Origin of the sequence: Bradyrhizobium diazoefficiens USDA 110, assembly GCF_000011365.1 — a bacterium.
GTDB lineage: Bacteria > Pseudomonadota > Alphaproteobacteria > Rhizobiales > Xanthobacteraceae > Bradyrhizobium > Bradyrhizobium diazoefficiens.
Genome location: NC_004463.1, coordinates 4,978,433 through 4,994,800, shown reverse-complemented (window position 1 = coordinate 4,994,800; position 16,368 = coordinate 4,978,433). Strand labels below are relative to the sequence as shown.

The 16,368-nt window shown below is 64.1% G+C and carries 17 protein-coding genes; 6 read left to right on the top strand and 11 right to left on the bottom strand.

The window, feature by feature from the left end; all coding sequences use genetic code 11:
* Positions 1–311 precede the first annotated feature (311 nt).
* A complete protein-coding gene (locus BJA_RS43685; protein ID WP_256380385.1) occupies positions 312–434 on the top strand; it encodes a hypothetical protein in 123 nt (40 codons plus the stop codon).
* Positions 435–640: 206 nt separating this feature from the next.
* Positions 641–1,003, top strand: coding sequence for a hypothetical protein (locus BJA_RS22530; RefSeq protein WP_231166479.1), 363 nt, complete (start codon positions 641–643; stop codon positions 1,001–1,003).
* Between the two features lie 185 nt (positions 1,004–1,188).
* Here the strand turns inward: BJA_RS22530 and BJA_RS22525 are convergent, their stop codons facing one another.
* From BJA_RS22525 to BJA_RS22500, 6 genes are all read right to left on the bottom strand, one after another.
* Entirely contained in the window at positions 1,189–2,562 is a 1,374-nt protein-coding gene (locus BJA_RS22525) for a Dyp-type peroxidase (RefSeq protein ID WP_236842249.1), read from the bottom strand.
* A gap of 102 nt (positions 2,563–2,664) precedes the next feature.
* A complete protein-coding gene (locus BJA_RS22520; protein WP_011087279.1) occupies positions 2,665–3,129 on the bottom strand; it encodes a hypothetical protein in 465 nt (154 codons plus the stop codon).
* Positions 3,130–3,308: 179 nt separating this feature from the next.
* Positions 3,309–4,136, bottom strand: coding sequence for a hypothetical protein (locus BJA_RS22515; RefSeq protein ID WP_011087278.1), 828 nt, complete (start codon positions 4,134–4,136; stop codon positions 3,309–3,311).
* A gap of 124 nt (positions 4,137–4,260) precedes the next feature.
* The gene (locus BJA_RS22510; RefSeq protein ID WP_038967569.1) at positions 4,261–4,479 is read right to left on the bottom strand and encodes a DUF6894 family protein; all 219 of its coding nucleotides are present in this window, start codon (positions 4,477–4,479) and stop codon (positions 4,261–4,263) included.
* A gap of 200 nt (positions 4,480–4,679) precedes the next feature.
* The gene (gene fsrB / locus BJA_RS22505; protein ID WP_011087276.1) at positions 4,680–5,969 is read right to left on the bottom strand and encodes a siderophore utilization protein FsrB; all 1,290 of its coding nucleotides are present in this window, start codon (positions 5,967–5,969) and stop codon (positions 4,680–4,682) included.
* Positions 5,970–6,026: 57 nt separating this feature from the next.
* Entirely contained in the window at positions 6,027–8,015 is a 1,989-nt protein-coding gene (locus BJA_RS22500; RefSeq protein WP_038967578.1) for a TonB-dependent siderophore receptor, read from the bottom strand.
* A 694-nt stretch (positions 8,016–8,709) separates the two neighbouring features.
* Here BJA_RS22500 and BJA_RS22495 point away from each other — a divergent pair.
* Positions 8,710–9,267, top strand: coding sequence for a helix-turn-helix domain-containing protein (locus tag BJA_RS22495; RefSeq protein WP_038967570.1), 558 nt, complete (start codon positions 8,710–8,712; stop codon positions 9,265–9,267).
* 92 nt (positions 9,268–9,359) lie between these two features.
* Here the strand turns inward: BJA_RS22495 and BJA_RS22490 are convergent, their stop codons facing one another.
* The 4 genes from BJA_RS22490 to BJA_RS22475 all read right to left on the bottom strand — a co-directional run bounded on the left by BJA_RS22490 (position 9,360) and on the right by BJA_RS22475 (position 13,767).
* The gene (locus BJA_RS22490) at positions 9,360–10,025 is read right to left on the bottom strand and encodes a methionine ABC transporter permease (RefSeq protein WP_011087273.1); all 666 of its coding nucleotides are present in this window, start codon (positions 10,023–10,025) and stop codon (positions 9,360–9,362) included.
* Positions 10,015–11,139, bottom strand: a complete 1,125-nt coding sequence (locus BJA_RS22485) for a methionine ABC transporter ATP-binding protein (RefSeq protein ID WP_038967579.1) — start codon at positions 11,137–11,139, stop codon at positions 10,015–10,017. Before BJA_RS22485 ends, BJA_RS22490 begins: the two co-directional genes overlap by 11 nt.
* A gap of 253 nt (positions 11,140–11,392) precedes the next feature.
* The gene (locus BJA_RS22480; RefSeq protein WP_011087271.1) at positions 11,393–12,865 is read right to left on the bottom strand and encodes a DASS family sodium-coupled anion symporter; all 1,473 of its coding nucleotides are present in this window, start codon (positions 12,863–12,865) and stop codon (positions 11,393–11,395) included.
* A 143-nt stretch (positions 12,866–13,008) separates the two neighbouring features.
* Positions 13,009–13,767 carry a hypothetical protein gene (locus BJA_RS22475; RefSeq protein ID WP_011087270.1) on the bottom strand — a complete coding sequence of 253 codons (759 nt, stop codon included), beginning with the start codon at positions 13,765–13,767 and terminating at the stop codon, positions 13,009–13,011.
* Between the two features lie 62 nt (positions 13,768–13,829).
* Between BJA_RS22475 and nthA the strand changes: the two genes are divergently transcribed.
* Genes nthA through BJA_RS22460 form a run of 3 tightly spaced genes read left to right on the top strand, consistent with a single transcriptional unit; the run spans position 13,830 to position 15,489 of the window.
* Positions 13,830–14,456, top strand: a complete 627-nt coding sequence (gene nthA / locus BJA_RS22470) for a nitrile hydratase subunit alpha (RefSeq protein WP_028174055.1) — start codon at positions 13,830–13,832, stop codon at positions 14,454–14,456.
* The gene (gene nthB, locus BJA_RS22465) at positions 14,453–15,112 is read left to right on the top strand and encodes a nitrile hydratase subunit beta (RefSeq protein ID WP_011087268.1); all 660 of its coding nucleotides are present in this window, start codon (positions 14,453–14,455) and stop codon (positions 15,110–15,112) included. Before nthA ends, nthB begins: the two co-directional genes overlap by 4 nt.
* Entirely contained in the window at positions 15,112–15,489 is a 378-nt protein-coding gene (locus BJA_RS22460; RefSeq protein ID WP_028174057.1) for a nitrile hydratase accessory protein, read from the top strand. The genes nthB and BJA_RS22460 overlap by 1 nt, the downstream gene beginning before the upstream one ends.
* Positions 15,490–15,604: 115 nt before the next feature.
* On the opposite strand, the gene queC is transcribed toward BJA_RS22460, so the two are convergent.
* Positions 15,605–16,318: a 7-cyano-7-deazaguanine synthase QueC gene (gene queC, locus BJA_RS22455; protein WP_028174058.1), complete on the bottom strand. Its 714-nt coding sequence runs from the start codon at positions 16,316–16,318 to the stop codon at positions 15,605–15,607.
* Positions 16,319–16,368 lie beyond the last annotated feature (50 nt).

Here is a 16,368-nt window from a genome sequence, read left to right as displayed (position 1 = left end):
CTGACTGGGTCGCACGCCGGCTGAGGCACTCTGCGTGATTTCTTGCGCACGGCTTCCGCCCAAGCGCATTGTTTTTCGTTCCATCAGTGCACGCGCAAAAAACAAATCGGCGATCGCGGGAACCCTTGTCGGCCCGCCCTGTTCATTCTTTGTCCGATCCGGACGCGTAACAATTGGTGGATACTATGAAAAGAATTTTATTGGCGGCAGTCGCCGTTCTCGCATTCGCTTCTCCGTCAGTCGCAGCTGAGACGGGCAAGACCGTTGGCCAATCGCCCTCCTCGTTCTACCTGGCTCAGGATACCGCGACCATGAAGTGTCAGATCGTCGAGAGCCAGCCTGCCGGCGGCACCATGAAGGTTGTCGGCGCCGCTCACACGACAAAGGCTTCGGCAGAAGCAGCTATGAAGGCGGACAAGACTTGCGCCAAGTAAACTTGTGCCAAGTAACTTGCGCCAAGTAATCGGCTAAGTCGGAGCGTGAGTACGGAGGCGGGTCTGTGAGTTCGTTAGAACCACGAATCCTCAAATCCGCCGCCACCAGCGCCCCTCAAGAGTGCCCCGCGTCGAGCTTCTTTCTCGGCCAGTGGCACGCAAGCGACTTGCCGCTTGAGATGCTCCAAATTCGAAAGGATACGATCATGAACCAGCAGACAATGAAATGCGTGGTTGCCGTCTCGTTCTTCGGCGCGGCGATCCTCGGCTCGGTGCTCCCGTCAGGGGCAGCTCCGATCTCGCCGAGCACGAGTCTCCTGAAGCAAGCGGTTTCTTCGTCCGCAGTGACAGAGGTCTACTACAGACGCCACTACCGCGGTCGCGGCTACTACGGCGCTCCCGGGGCCGCAATCGGGCTCGGCATCTTGGGCGCCGCGGCTGGAGCCGCCGCCTATGGGGCCTACGGGTCCAGCAATTACGGGCCCGGGTACTACGAGCCAAGGTACGCTGCGCCAGGGTACTACGGCGACGCCTATCCCTATCGCCGCCAATACTACTCCCCGTACTGAGGGCACGAATGACGCTGTTTGGGCGCGGCAGTCTCTGTCACTGACCCTTCCCAATCAGCGTGCCATCGAGCGCGCGCTTGATCACCCGTTGCGGCTACGTGCTGAACCGTAATGCCAGATACTCGCGTGAGGGGACGATCAGCGGCTGAGGGCGGCCGCGGCTGGAATCGCGGCGGCGCTGCGCGCTAGGCTGAAGCCATCGTATTGAGCGCTCTCATGCTCGGCGCGAACAGGACCGCAACCCCCTTGAAACGGATAAATTCCTCCAACCGAAAGGTCACGGAGGAGTTGTCCTTCAGAGGGACACTGAACTGGGTTTCAGCCTTCGGATATCGGCGATTCCCGGTCAGGGCATCCTGGGCATTGTATCCGTTCGGGAGCTTCTTGTAGGCATCGGCGAACTCCGTCTTCTGCATCCATCTCAGGATCGTATAGAATTGCTCGTTGATCCTGGCGAAGTAGAAGAGACCGACGATGCCGCGATCTTTGCCATCGTCCCGCACGCCGTCCAGGCGGGGCCCATAGGAGAATCCGCGGCGGATGACGCGCGGCGGCCCTTTCGGAAAGCGAACCTGATTGGCATATTTCATCGGCTGATCGCGGCAATTGGCAATTCGAATGTGAGCCCCGAGCGGGCATTTGACGCCATCCGGATCGTCGCCATAGCCGAATGAATCATCCAATTGCGGGGTCGACGGCGGTGCGTCCGGAAACCTGGACAGCGGCGATCCGTGCCGCCAGCGTCCCATGAGCTTTGCGGCGATCCACTCCTCGGCCAGTTCCGGGCCGACATGCGGCGCCGCCAGCGGCGCGTTGTCCTGGAGGAATTTGTTGAAGCCCGCGACGTCCTGATACACCCACGACAAGCCGACAAAGGAGCCATCCCGTGCAAAGTCCTGCCATGGGCCGGGATTGTGCGGCGCCGTGGGAAACGCTTCGTTCGGATAACCGACGACGATCTCGCGACAGTCGACCGTGCCGGGCGTGCCAGCGTCCTGCCAGTCGATGTTGGGGGCGGTGATTCCATCCCGGTAGCCGAAATGCAGGCGGCCGTCGGCCGGCAGACTGCCGGACAGCGCGCTGTCGTCCCAACCTTCGAGCGCTAATTCCTGCACACCGAAGCTTGCCGCCGACTGTCGCAAGTCTGCGAGGCAATCGGATTTCTGCTCGGCTGTGTCGAACCCGATGTGGATGGCGAGATCGACATCACCCGACTTGAACTTGCCATCCCACCACGCAGCCGGAGCGCTGGTTCCGGAGAAACCGAGTTGCTCCGCGACGCCGCCGTCCGGCGCCTGCGCCGGATCCACGAAAAAGACGTCGAACTCCCGACGCCCCTGCGCCACGTCGAAGCCGGGACGCCCCGCCATCAGCGCCTCTATGCCTTTCCAGCTGAACATGAAGTGGAAGGCCGGCCCAGCGGGGTCCGGCGCCCTTCCCGCCGCAGTTCGCGGTATCCATTGCTGCAGGAACTCCCTGGCGCGGCCGGCCTCGCCGAACTTGAACAGCAGCACCGCGAGCAGCGGCTTGGTGGAGCTTCGGGCAACGATCGCCTGCAAATTGGCAAGATCCACCATCGCGTCTGTCCTTGTCGGAACGCTCGATAGCCAGCCACAGAGCCGGGCACGTCGCTCGTCAAGCGAGCGAATGCGCCCGCAATGCTATTTCCCGAGCCTTGTCAGGATGTCTTCGACCGTCATGTGGTCATAGGCCGAGAACAGCCAGCCGGACGGATTGCCGTTGATGTCTGTCGAGTTGTCGGTCGCCTTGCCGAGCGAACGCTCGTTGCGACTCTTGGAGAATTCGAAAAATGCATTGGGGTTGGTGACGTCCAGCTCCTTGCCGCCCATATCTGCCAGCGAAAATATCGCCGCAAAGACCGGGGTAAGCTCGCGCCGGAAGAATTCGGTGTATTCCTGATGCGAGCCCTCATATTCGGTGATGACCTGGATGTATTCGGTGCCGATGACGACGACGCGCGCGAAATGAACGATCCTGGATTTCTTCAGCGCGTCTTCGATCAAGGGCTGAACCTTGTCGGCGAAGATCGCCTCGAGATTCTTCAATTGCGCCTGTGTCGCGGCATCCTGCTTGATTTTCAGCGTGAGATTGAGCGCATGGGTCATGGGAAATGTCCTTAAAAAATACAACTTTGGGATGTTATCATTGCAGCGGGGAATTGAAAGCGAATCTTTTCGCCGAACGCGGATGCGCCCGCGTCATTATGGTGCCTATGCTGACTTTCTTGGTTGTCCTTTGACGTGCAGTGGCACTGGCCGGCCAAGATCGTGGCGATGCGGCAAAGCTAGCGCAGCGGCAGCAGGTCCAACTGGCTCTGCGCCTTCTTGACGGCGGCCGCGAACCAGCCCTGGCTTGGTGCTTCCTTGGCGAAGCACGCCGTGAAGGCCGTCATCGCGTTATCTTCGCGGGTCATGTCGCCGCGCGGATCCTTCTTGTCGACGGGCCTCGCCATCATCTGCTTCCAGACCTTCTCGCAGGCCGGGATCGGCGTCGTCTTCACGGCGTCCGATGAGGTGAGAAAGAAGACCTTCTCGCCCTGGATCGCGACGACGTCGATTTCATGCGGCGGTCCCTTCAGATCGCCATTGCCGCGCACGCCGAGAACGGCGACTGCGGCGCTCGCGGATGCGGGCTTGGTGACCGGCAGCTCGGCATATTTGGCGAACGCTGAGTCCTGGATCGCTTGATAATAGAAGCGATCCGACTTGAATGCGGCGCCGGTCTCCTGCGGCATGCCGTCCTCGCGATGCTCGCGCAGCCAGTGCTTGAGCAGCGCCATGGTCGTCACCACAGCTTGCAGCTTGTCGCCTTCCGACGCAAAACCGAGCCCGTCGAGATGGCCGAAGCCTGAGTCACCCTTGAAAAGCGTATCGGCGTTCGACTTGCCCTCTGCCGGCAGCCCCTTGATCGCGACCGGCCCCACCAAGCCGCGCAGCACGCCTGCCAGCTCGTTGAGCGCCGCATCGTGCTGCCTGGAGGTCTCGTCGTTTTCCGCAGCCTTCGAGAACTTTGCGATGTAGCGATCGCGCAGCTCGAGATAGCGCTGCTCGGGAGTGGCCGCATGGGCAGGCGCAGCCAGGACGAGCAGGCAGAGTAGGGCAAGGCACTTCATATCGATCCCACGAAGCAAGAGCTGTCTTCAGTCTTGGTGCCTCTGTTTCGCGGGAAGGTTCATCCGTGGTGGTCGCCGCGCCGTCGTGGGGCCCTGCTCCGCCGGCGTAAATGGACCGCTATGGTCAACGGTTCTTCGAATATACCGGCTCGCGATGAACTTCGCGGCCGTTCTCATCGATGACGACGATCCGGAGATCTGGATGTCCTCCCGGCCTCTTCGTGCGAACGTCTTCCGCCAGGCTCTTGCTGTGGGCAATGGCGGCGCCGTCGCTTCCAAACTCCAGACCCGACTTGTCCCGAGCCGGAACGCCATCCTTCATGTCGAAATAGTAAGTGCGCATCACAATCCTCTCGCGTCCACCTGTCCTGGCGTGCCTGGCCCTCTTATCGGAGAGGAAAGCAAACATGGGCCTCCAAGCCCTGGCTGACGCAACTGCAAATCGGGTTAAACACCCCGCGAAGCTAGCGAAGGTTCCCAGGGGCGGATTTGATTCCGATCAACGCGTAAGCCGTTGCGATCACCGGCGGGGGCGTGAGCGCCCTACTCCGCCGGCGTGAGCTGCCGGCTCAGGCGCATCGCGGCGGTCTCGCGCACCCGGACACGGGCGCGGCGCTTGCGCCACCAGATCACGACGCCGGTGACCGAGAGCGCGGCCACCACCAGCCCCATGATCGAGATCAGGATGCGGCCGAACAGTCCGACGATGCGGCCTGAATGCAGCGGAAACTGCGCCTGCACGAAGATGTCGGCGGCGGTGCCGACCCAGGGCAGACGCGCGCCGAGCGGACGGCCGTCCTCGCTGTCGTAATAGAGCTGCGCCGGGCCGACGCCGCCGGCGCCGTGGTCGTCGCCGGGATGGAAGTAGGCGGCGGCATAGACCCCGTGAGCGGGGCCGTAGCTGAGCGCGCCGACCGGAGTGGACCACCCTCGCCCCTTGCCGTCGGCCGCCGCGCGCGCGGCGATGTCGGCAAATGTCACCTTGGGCTCGATCGGATTGTCGAGATCGCGGTACGGCCGCTGCTCATAGGGCGTCGGCGTGTAGTTCGACACCATCTTCATCAGCGGCGAGAACACTTCGAAATAGAGGTTCAGCGAGAACGCCGTGAAGGCGATGACGAACAGCACGCCCCAGGTCCACAGGCTGAAGGCGCGGTGGATGTCGAAATTGATCCGGTAAGCGCTGCCCGACGTCTTGATGGTCCAGGCCGGCGCCCAGCGCGCCCAGAAGCCGCGTTCGAGCTGGCGCGTGACTTGCGGCGCCCGCGCGGCCTTCGCGCTGCGCCGTGACGGCAGGGTCAGGTAGAAGCCGACGAAGCAGTCGATGGTCCAAATGATGGCGATGATGCCGAGCAGGCGCATGCCCCAGCGGTCGCTGCCCCAGAACTCCGGGATGTGCATCGTGTAGTGCAGCTTGTAGAGGAACGAGACGAAGTTCTCCCGCGTCACCGGCCACACCGCGCCCCAATAGCGCCGCCCCAGCTCGACGCCGGTGTTGGGATCGAGGAAGACCTGATTGTAGTCGAGGGCATAGCGCTTGCCGGTCGCGGGATCGATCCGCGGCATGATGAAGAACCACAGCGAGTGGCCCTCCTCCGGCGTCATGAAGAGATAGACGACGCGCGCGCGGGGATCGCGCTGCTCGATCAGCTTGGCGAGCTCGATCGAGGGAATGGCCGGTCCCTTGCTGGTGACGTCGAACAGGTGGCTGTTCAGGACGTCGTCGATCTCGTGATCCCAGGAAATGATCGCGCCGGTGATGCCGGAGAAGAACAGGAATCCGGCCGTGAGCAGTCCCGCCCAGCGATGCAGCCTGCCGAATATCGCTCTCATCGTCGTCTCTCACCAAACAGGTCCGGTCCCGCTTGCCGGATCGTTTTCAATTTGAACTCACCAGCGATAGGTCAGCTTGCCGATGGCCTTGCGTCCCTCCGCGTAGAAGCAGCCCGACAGGCTGTAGCAGGCGGCGACATAGCGCGTGTCGGCAAGGTTGGCGACGTTCAGCGACAGGCGCCAATTGTCCCTGGTGTAGGCAACAAGCGCATCCAGCACGGTCGAGGCTCCCACCTTGAACGTGTTGGCATCGTCACCCCAGGTCGCGCCGACATAGCGGACTCCGGCGCCGAACTGGAGGCCGGCGAGCGGCCCGTTCTGAAGCGTGTAGTCACTCCACAGCGAGGCACGGTTGAGCGGCACGGTGACCGGCGCCTTGCCGACATTCACCGGATCCTGCGTGAGCATGGCGTCGACATAGGCATAGGCGGCGCGCAGGTTCCAGCCGTCGGCGAGCGACATGGTACCTTCGAGCTCGATGCCGCGCGATTTCACCTGACCGGTCTGCTCAGCAACGTTCAGCGGAGGCGCGTAGGTGACGACGTTGTCGCGCGTCAGGTCGAAGGCGGCGAAGGTGAACAGCGCGTTCCATCCGATCGGCTGGTACTTTACGCCGACCTCGTACTGCACGCCGGTTTCAGGGTTGAGCAGCTGGCCGCCCGGTCCGGTTGCGAGCACCGGCAGAAACGACTCGGAATAGCTGAAATACGGCGCGATGCCGTTGTTGAAATTGTACATCACGGCGGCGCGGCCAGTGAAGGCCGAAGCATCCTTCGAGACCGATGTGTCGAAGATACCGCTGTCGACCTGCGTGGTGACGAAATCCTGGCGACCGCCGAGCTGGAACGACAGCCGGCCGAGCCTGATCTGGTCCTGCGCGTAGAGGCCGACCTGCGACTGCTTGACGCCGGTGTTGTCGCTCATCGCGCCGATGGTCCAATCGTAGCTATAGACCGGATTGAACACGTTGATCTCGGGGGCCGAGGTCGTGACGCCAAAGGCGGTGTCGCGGAAGGAGGTGTTGCGATAGTCGATCCCGACCAGCGTGGTGTGGCTGAGGATGCCGGTGGTGAACTTGCCCTGGAGCTGGTTGTCCACCGCGAAGGAGTTGATGTACGAGTTGCTGTAGCTGCCGAAACGCGCGAGCTGCCCCGCGGCCTCGTCGGTATAGCCTCCGCCGTAAAACACCTTTTCCTCGTTGTGCTGATAGGCGTAGCGCAGGTTCTGCCGGAACGTGATGTTGTCGGTCAAATTGTGCGAGAGCTGGTAGCCGGCGGTTGCGATCTCGGTGTTGAACGCGTTGAAGCTCGGCACGCCGGCGAAGAACGAGACCGGGATGGTGCGGCCGTTGTTCGGCCACACCGTGCCTGAGGCGGGCAGGAACTGGAGGCCCCACCCTGCCCGGTCCCTCTGGTAGTTGGCCAGGATCGTGATGGTGGTGTCCTCGTTCGGCTTGAAGGTGATTGCGGGCGCGATGAAGACGCGGTTGTCCTTGGTGAAGTCGACCTGGGTCTCGCCGTCGCGGACCACGCCGGTCAGCCGCCACAGCACGGTGCCGTCCTTGTTGGCGGAGCCGCCCATGTCGAACTGGCCCTGATAGCGGTTGAAGCTGCCGCCGGAGACCGAGACCTCGCCGAACTGCTGAGCGGTCGGCAGCTTGGTCACGTAGTTGAGGATGCCGCCGGTGCCGCTGCCGCCATACATCGCCGAGGACGGCCCCTTGAGGACCTCGAGGCGCTCGGCGCCGTAGGGATCGAGGCCGTTGAAATGCACGTAGTTGCTCGATGGGATTCGCAGGCCGTCGACGTAGAGGCCCGACATGGTGGTGTCGAAGCCGCGGATCTGGAGGGCGCCGAAGCGGGTGTCCGAACCGCCATTGACGTCGCCGCTGACGCCGGCGGTGTAGCGCAGGGCCTCGCCGATCGAGACCGCGCCCTGGTTCCTGACCTGGTCCGTGGTGACGACGGACACCGACTGCGGCGTTTCGATCAGCGGCGTATCGGTCTTGGTGGCGGTGCCGCTGCGCGTGGCGACGAACCCGCGCACCGGACCGTTGGCGCGTTCGCCGGTGGCGCCGTTCGAGGCCGACTGGGTTGGCGCGGCTTGCTGCGCGGGAGCGTGACGATTGGTGCGGGAGCTGCGCGTCGTTGCCGACCGTCGCGACGAAGCAACCGCCGCGGGACGGGCACGCTGAGCCGGCGCTTCAACGGAGACAGCGGGAATTTGCGTCTGCGCCTGCACCGAACCGAAGGGGGCGACGAGAGAAAATGTGCTGACGGCGCCGAAGAAGAACACCTGAAGCTGTCGAAGACGCGTTTGGGAACGCGAAGGAAGTTGGAAGTTGGTCACGTCTTGCGAGGCCCCACGCACTGCCGGCTTTGCCGGTATCGTTCTTGATGCCCCGCCCTAACGCAGGCGATTTCGGAGTGCGATAGGAACAGCGTTAGAATTTCTCCAGAGCTGTGCGCAGCAACTGCGGCGAATGCGCCCATGCGCGACCCAACGTGCATGGGCTCCGGATTTGGAATCCTTCTAGACGAACACGATCGATCGACCGGACAGGACATCCGCCGACATCGAAGGCGAGCGCGGAGAACGAATCCTTTACCATGCCCGCCAGGCTCGATTGAGCCTGAGGAACCCAGGAGGTAGATTCAGCTGCGGGATACTTCATTCATTTTGCGGAACGCACCGCAACGTTCTGTGCCGGCGCGTGCTGGGCACCCGGGGTTCGACGTCCATGAGCGAATTGCGCGCTGCGACCAGGCAACCGACCGCGAGGACCGGGATCATCGAGTTTGACGGTGCCAGGGGCATCGTCAGCATCCCCTGCACGATCTCGGACGTATCAGGCACGGGTGCAAGACTGAAGCTAGACTGGTCGCTGTCGTTTCCGAAGGAGGCCACGCTGATCTTTGCCGACGGGCTGCGAAAACCCTGTCGTGTGGCATGGCAGAAGCGCAGACTGCTCGGCGTCGCATTCGCGGACGGTGTTGCGAGCCTGGACGAGCAGGCCCTCATGATGACCGAAGCAGAGCAGGCTTTGCACCGGCAGCATATCGGCGCGCAGGTGCGCGGCGCGCGCGAAGCACGGGGCTATACCGAGCTCCAGATTGCGAACTTCATTGGCGTCTCGCCCGATTACGTGTCACGTGCCGAGAACGGCGAGATCAGCATCCCGCTCCACCAGCTCACCCACATTGCCGATCTGTTGCTGGTCGACCTCGACAGCCTGGTTGCCGGCCCGCCGTCGATCGGATTGCCCACCGCGAGCGAGGTCGAACTGGCGGCGGAGTGAATTCACGCTGACGAAGGCGACATCACTCGCTGGCTGCAGCCGCGAGCGTTACCGGAGAGCGCATTGAGCTCTCCGGTGTGTAGAAGCTTGTGTCAGCGATGCCGCAGCCGGCGATTGACCCGGCCCGCCAGATAGTCGCCGGCGCTCTGGACGAGCTGGACCAGTGCGATCAGCACGACGACGACGGCCAGCATCATCTCCGGCATGAAGCGCTGGTAGCCGTAACGGATGCCGAGATCCCCCAGACCCCCGCCTCCGACGGCGCCGACCATGGCGGAGTAGCCGAGCAGGCTCACCACCGCGAGCGTCAGGGCCAGCAACAAGCCGGGCAATGCCTCGGGGATCAGCACCTTGAACACGATCTGCATCGGGGAAGCGCCGAACGAGGACGCGGTCTCGATCAGGCCGCCATCGACCTCGCGGATCGCGGCTTCGACGAGGCGCGCGATGAACGGCGTCGAGGCGATTGTCAGCGGCACGATCGCCGCGGTCGAACCGATCGAGGTGCCAGCGACGAGCCGCGTGAACGGGATGATGGCGACGACCAGGATGATGAAGGGCGTCGAGCGCGTCGCATTGACGACGATGCCGAGCACGCGATTGACGACGGGGGCCGCGAACAGCTCCCCTTTCCGGCTGGTCGCCAGGAACACGCCGAGCGGCAGGCCGAAGGCGGTACCGAGCAGCGCTGCGATACCGACCATGTACAGGCTTTCGAAGGTGGCCTGGATGATCAAATTGATGAGTTCAGGCGACATAGCCGAGACGCTCCGCCGGGAATTGGTATTGAGAGAGCCAGGCGAGAACCCGCGCCTGCACGTCCTCGCTGCCGGGTACACCGAGAACGAGCGAGCCCACATGCTGGCCGCCGATCTCGTCGATGCGCGCCGCAAGCAGCGCAACGTCGAGGCCGAGCTCGCGCGCAAGCCGCGCCACCACCGTGTCGCCGGCCCCTGCCCCGCGCACCTGCACGCGGATCACGGCCTGCCCGCCGGCAGACGGCTCCGACACGATCCGGCTCGCCAGCGACACCGGCAGGCTGTCGCCGACCACTTCGGCCAGGAAGGACTGCGTGATCGGATGCTTTGGATGGGTGAAAATGTCGGCGACATGGCCGCTCTCGACGACGTGGCCGGCATCGAGCACCACGACTTCCCTGGCGAGCTGGCGCACCACGGACATCTCGTGGGTGATCAGCACGATGGTCACGCCAAGCTCGCGGTTGATGTTGGCAAGCAGATCGAGGATCGCGCGCGTGGTCTGCGGATCGAGCGCGGACGTCGCCTCGTCCGACAGCAGCACGCTCGGCCGTGTCGCCAGCGCCCGCGCAATGCCGACGCGCTGCTTCTGGCCGCCGGACAGTTCCGAGGGATAACGGTCGTGCTTGTCGGCGATGCCGACCAGCGCCAGCAGCTCGGCGACGCGGGCCTTGATATCCGCCCTGGCCCAGCCGGCGATCTCAAGCGGCAACGCGATGTTGTCGGCCGCGGTGCGCGACGACAGCAGGTTGAAATGCTGGAAGATCATGCCGATCGAGCGCTGCGCCAGCCGCAACTCGCGGCCCGCCAGCGCCGAGATATCCTTGTTGTCGACGATCACGCGTCCCGTGGTTGGCTTCTCCAGCCCGTTGATCAGCCGGACCAGGCTCGACTTGCCGGCGCCGGAGCGGCCGATCACGCCGGTGATCGAGCCGCGCGGGATCGCGAAGTCGATGTCCTGCAGGGCGTTGACGCCGGGCTTGCCGCGATAGGCCGGATAGGTCTTCGAGATGCCTTCGAAACGGACCATCGCGTCCGGCGCGGTCACGGCAGGTAAAATCGCATCGCGCGTATCGATCCTCTGTCCGATCGCAAGCGATTGGTGGGCGTTCATGGTGGCGGCCTTCTTGTACAATAGTTCGCTTGCCGCGTGTCCCAGGGGGCGCACGGGAACCAGGTCGCATCGCGCGACGGGGAATGAAACTGCGACCGGGCGCCCGGGTGGAGCGCGCTGCACCGCAACATGCACCATCGCCCGAACGGGTCTTTCTTGCAATGTCAGATATTTGCAGGGAGTTGGACGAAGTTTTCCAAATCCCGCCCCGGCGAAGAAAATTCATCTGCCGGGGGCATCAGTCTCGCCCGGCTTAGCGGACCTGCAACCAGGGCAGCACGATCAGCAGAAGGCCTGCGAAATAGAGCAGCCCGAAGATCAGGCCAAAACCCCAGAACTGGCCCTTCCCGATATAGCCGCTGCCGAAATACATCGGCGCCGGCCCCGTGGCGTAAGGCGAGATCACCCCCATCAGGCCGAGCGAATACATGCAGAGCATGGCGAGCGTCGTAACCGGCAGGCCGGGAATGCCCGAGCCGACCGCGAGCACGACAGGCAGCACGGCGGCGGCATGCGAGGTGATGCTGGAGAAGAAATAGTGGATCCAGAAGAACAGCGCGACCAGCAGGATCATCGCGGTCGACGGCGACAGCCCGGCGAGCGGCTTTGCGTACTCGGTCGCGAACCATTTGATGAAGCCGATCTCGTTGAGGCCCGAGGCCAGCGTCAGCAGCGAGGTGAAATAGAAGAACACCTCCCAGGCGCTCTTCTCGCTGACGATGTCGGCAAACTCGATCACGCCCGTGACCAGCATCAACGAGATCACGATGAAGACGACGGTGGTGGCGTTGACGAAGTTCGAGCCGAGCAGCGGCACGTTGATGTCCGGGCTGGAGCCCGCGATCCACAGGAACATCGCGAGCACGATCAGCGCCAGCATGATCCATTCGTTGCGCGACATCGGGCCCATCTCGCTGAGCTCCTTGGCCGCCCATTCGGCGATTTCCGGGCTGCGCTTCACTTCGGGCCGGCACACCGGATAGCTGAGCAGCGGGACGAGGATCATCAGGAGGATGCCGAGCGGCGCAAAGCCGATGAACCACTGGCCCCAGCTCACCTCGACCCCGACGGTCTTCTTGGCGATGGCGAGCGCCGCCGCATTGGGCGCGAGCGCGGTGAAGAACAGCGAGCTGGTGACCGCGGTCGCCGCGAACGCGGTCCACATCACATAGGTGCCGATCCTGCCGGCGGTCGGTCCCGGCTCGGAGCCATAGATGCGCGGGATGTTGCTGATGATGGGATAGACGATGCCGCCGCTGCGCGCGGTGTTGGAGGGCGTTGCCGGCGCGAGCAGGAAGTCCGACATCGCGACCGCATAGCCGAGGCCGAGCGTGTTGCTGCCGAGCTTTTGCACCAGCACCAGCGCGATGCGCCGGCCGAGCTGGCTCTTGCGATAGCCGATCGAGAACACGAAGGCGCCGACGATCAGCCACACCGTGCTCTCGGCAAAGCCCGCCAGCATCCAGCGCAGCGACTTGGTCGGATCGGGATCGATATAGCCGCCGACGCCGGCGACCGTCAGTCCGATCAGGCCGACCGCGCCGACCGGCATCGATTCCAGGATGAGCCCGGTGATGACGGCCGCGAACACCGCAAAATAATGCCATTGATTGACGTTGAGCCCTGATGGCACCGGCCACAGATAGATCGCCAGCCACACCACGAGCGGTGCGATCAGTTTCCAGCGAAACCCTTTCGCCTCAGGTGCCTGTGAGCTCGCGGCCATGGGCCCTCCCCCTCGATTGTCGTTGCGTCGTGCCGCCCGTTGGCCGGGCCGCCTTTGTCCCTGCGCGGCGTATAAGGACTGTCCGCGGCGCGATCAATGGCTTGACGCCGGTTCTGCCGCCCGGCGCCTGATTTTCCCTGGTGTCACAGATGCCCGGTGCGCCGGTGCTCGGGCTCGCTGCCGCGGACCGGAAACCGGATGGTGGTCCCGATGGTGATCCAGTTGGCGTTCTCGCCGGTGATGTTGCGGCCGTAGATCACGTCGACGGAGAATATCTCGTTCGGCCGGTAGCGGACGCCGGTCTGGAAGCGCGGCTGCACGACGCTCGCGATCTCGGACGCGCCGGCCTGGCCGAAGGCCTCGATCGTCCACTGCAACGTGTCGGTGAACTTCCAGTCGAAGCCGATGCCATAGGTCAGATAGTGGCGATCGACCGTGCGATCCCAGAGCCAGCCGCCATTGACGTTGACGCGCATGGTCTCGGACAGGCGAAAGGTCGCGGGGATGACGGCAAAGGCGGACAGCGCCTCGCCGGTCGCCGCATCGAATGATCCGCCGCCATAAGCCGACAATCCCCACCGGCCGATGCCGGTCGGGACGAAATTCGTCTTGGCTTTCGGAGCGACCGTCGTGCTCCAGTCGCCGTCGCTGCGGGCCCGGATGGTCTGCATGCTCAGCTCGATCGGCCTGAAAGGATCGACGACGCAGGAGGGATTGGCGACTGCCTCGACATCGGTGTTTGAAGCCGTCGACAGCCAGCTTTCGACCTTGCAGGAGCCGACCTCCGAGATGTCGGCGGCATCCACCGCATAGGCGCCATTCGCGGCGCGCGCATCCTGCGCTGCGAATACGACAAGAGCCGCGATTGCGGCGGTTATTCCGGTTCGTGCAGCCCATCCCATGGCCCGATGTTAGCAGAGTCTTCGCCTCGACAAGGCCCGGATTCTGGGACTATCTTCCGTCCATGAGCGACCATCATCATCACCACGATCACGACCATTCCGAACTGTCCGAGACCGAGCTGCGCGTGCGCGCGCTCGAGACGATTTTGACGGAAAAAGGCTATGTCGAGCCGGCCGCGCTCGATGCCATCATCCAGGCCTACGAGACCAGGATCGGCCCGCACAACGGCGCGCGCGTCGTCGCCAAGGCCTGGACCGATCCGGCCTTCAAGCAGGCGCTGCTCGAGGATGGCTCGAAGGCGATCGGCACGCTCGGCCATGTCAGCCGCGTCGGCGACCATCTCGTCGTGGTCGAGAACACGCCGCAGCGGCACAACATGGTCGTGTGCACGCTGTGCTCCTGCTACCCCTGGGAAATGCTTGGGCTGCCGCCGGTCTGGTACAAGGCCGCGCCCTACCGTTCGCGCGCGGTGAAGGACCCGCGCGGCGTGCTCGCCGATTTCGGCGTCGCGCTGCCCAAGGATATCGAAGTTCGCGTCTGGGATTCCACCGCCGAGACGCGCTTCCTGGTGCTGCCGATGCGGCCCGGGGGTACGGAGGGCTGGAGCGAGGAGCAGCTCGCCGAGCTCGTCACGCGCGATTCCATGATCGGCACCGGATTCCCCAAGACGCCGGGAGCGCCGTCATGAACGGCGTGCACGACATGGGCGGCATGGACGGGTTCGGCAAGGTCGAGCCCGAGCCGAACGAACCGATGTTTCACGAGGAATGGGAATCCCGCGTTCTCGCCATGGTGCGCGCGATGGGCGCCGCCGGCGCCTTCAACATCGACACCTCGCGCTTCTATCGCGAGACGCTGCCGCCGGATGTGTACCTGTCAAGCTCCTATTACAAGAAATGGTTTCTCGGTCTCGAGGAGATGCTGATCGAGAAGGGCTACCTCACCCGCGAGGAGGTCGCCGCCGGCCACGCGATCCAGCCTGCGAAGGCGCTCAAGCATGGCAAGTTCGACCTCGCCAACGTCGAGCGCGTCATGGTGCGCGGCAAGTTCGCCCGCCCTGCCCCGGCGCCAGCGAAATTCAACATCGGCGATCGCGTGCGGGCGAAAAATATCCATCCGGCGACGCACACGCGGCTGCCGCGCTATGTCCGCGGCCATGTCGGCGTGGTCGAGCTCAACCATGGCTGCCACGTCTTTCCGGATTCGGCGGCGATGGAGCTCGGCGAAAATCCGCAATGGCTCTACACGGTCGTGTTCGAGGGCAGCGATCTCTGGGGCGCGGATGGCGATCCGACCTCGAAGGTCTCGATCGACGCGTTCGAGCCGTATCTGGACCTGGCGTGATGAGCAGCACGCTTGCTGCCGCCGCGACCGCGGCCATTCCGAGCATTCCGCGCGATGACGACGGCCCGGTGTTCCGCGCGCCCTGGGAGGCCCATGCGTTCGCGATGGCCTTGAGCCTGCACGAGCGCGGCGTGTTCACCTGGCCGGAATGGGCCGCAGCCTTGGCCTCCGAGATCAAGCGCGCGCAGGCCGCCGGCGACCCCGATACGGGCGAAACCTACTACCTGCACTGGCTCGCTACGCTGGAGGGGCTCGTCGCACGCAAGGGTGTCGCATCCACGGAGACGCTGCACCGCTACCGCGACGCCTGGGACCACGCCGCCGACAGGACGCCGCACGGCAGGCCGATTGAGCTGAAGCCGGAGGATTTTAGGTAGGTCGCACCACACCCGTCATTGCGAGCGCAGCGAAGCAATCCAGAATCTTTCCGCGGAGGGATTCTGGATTGCTTCGTCGCAAGAGCTCCTCGCTATGACGGTGGAGTTTGAGACGCTACCTGTGCGCCACGTACTCGTTCCACCCCTTCGCCCGCAGGCTGCACGCCGGGCACTCGCCGCAGCCGTATCCCCACTCATGCTGCGCGCCGCGTTCGCCGAGATAGCAGGTGTGCGACTGTTCGCGGATGAGATCGACGAGGCCCTCGCCGCCGAGGTCATGCGCGAGCTTCCACGTCGCGGCCTTGTCGATCCACATCAGGGGCGTATGCAGCTCGAATTTACGGGCCATGCCGAGCGAGAGCGCGGCCTGCATGGCGCGGACGGTCTCGTCGCGGCAATCGGGGTAGCCGGAATAATCGGTCTCGCACATGCCGCCGACGATGTGGGTGATGCCGCGCCGGTAGGCCAGCGCCGCGGCAAAGGTGAGGAACACCAGATTGCGGCCGGGCACGAAGGTGTTGGGCAGGCCGTCCGCGCCCATCGCGATCGCGACGTCGCGCGTCAGCGCCGTGTCCGAGATCGCGGCTAAGGTCGGGATCGACAGCGTGTGGCTCTCGCCGAGCTTGTCCGCCCAATCCGCGCGCAGGCCCTTGAGGCCATCGAACAGACGATCACGGCAAGCGAGCTCAACAGCATGGCGCTGGCCGTAGTCGAACCCCAGCGTCTCGACGCGCGCGAAGCGGCTGAGCGCCCAGGCAAGGCAGGTGGTGGAGTCCTGCCCGCCGGAGAACAGCACCAGGGCGGTTTCGGATGAAAATGCGTCACTCATGGCCCCGCGCTTTAGCACTGCGGAACGGGCCCGCCAATCGGTGGAAATCG

Excerpts from the sequence above, each read along its gene's own strand:
- BJA_RS22495 (WP_038967570.1), top strand. The coding sequence starts at position 8,710 with ATGAGCGAATTGCGCGCTGCGACCAGGCAACCGACCGCGAGGACCGGG.
- nthB (WP_011087268.1), top strand. The coding sequence starts at position 14,453 with ATGAACGGCGTGCACGACATGGGCGGCATGGACGGGTTCGGCAAGGTC.
- BJA_RS22480 (WP_011087271.1), bottom strand. The coding sequence starts at position 12,865 with ATGGCCGCGAGCTCACAGGCACCTGAGGCGAAAGGGTTTCGCTGGAAA.
- BJA_RS43685 (WP_256380385.1), top strand. The coding sequence starts at position 312 with ATGAAGTGTCAGATCGTCGAGAGCCAGCCTGCCGGCGGCACCATGAAG.
- BJA_RS22475 (WP_011087270.1), bottom strand. The coding sequence starts at position 13,767 with ATGGGATGGGCTGCACGAACCGGAATAACCGCCGCAATCGCGGCTCTT.
- BJA_RS22520 (WP_011087279.1), bottom strand. The coding sequence starts at position 3,129 with ATGACCCATGCGCTCAATCTCACGCTGAAAATCAAGCAGGATGCCGCG.
- queC (WP_028174058.1), bottom strand. The coding sequence starts at position 16,318 with ATGAGTGACGCATTTTCATCCGAAACCGCCCTGGTGCTGTTCTCCGGC.
- nthA (WP_028174055.1), top strand. The coding sequence starts at position 13,830 with ATGAGCGACCATCATCATCACCACGATCACGACCATTCCGAACTGTCC.
- BJA_RS22510 (WP_038967569.1), bottom strand. The coding sequence starts at position 4,479 with ATGCGCACTTACTATTTCGACATGAAGGATGGCGTTCCGGCTCGGGAC.
- fsrB (WP_011087276.1), bottom strand. The coding sequence starts at position 5,969 with ATGAGAGCGATATTCGGCAGGCTGCATCGCTGGGCGGGACTGCTCACG.
- BJA_RS22490 (WP_011087273.1), bottom strand. The coding sequence starts at position 10,025 with ATGTCGCCTGAACTCATCAATTTGATCATCCAGGCCACCTTCGAAAGC.
- BJA_RS22515 (WP_011087278.1), bottom strand. The coding sequence starts at position 4,136 with ATGAAGTGCCTTGCCCTACTCTGCCTGCTCGTCCTGGCTGCGCCTGCC.
- BJA_RS22460 (WP_028174057.1), top strand. The coding sequence starts at position 15,112 with ATGAGCAGCACGCTTGCTGCCGCCGCGACCGCGGCCATTCCGAGCATT.
- BJA_RS22530 (WP_231166479.1), top strand. The coding sequence starts at position 641 with ATGAACCAGCAGACAATGAAATGCGTGGTTGCCGTCTCGTTCTTCGGC.
- BJA_RS22485 (WP_038967579.1), bottom strand. The coding sequence starts at position 11,139 with ATGAACGCCCACCAATCGCTTGCGATCGGACAGAGGATCGATACGCGC.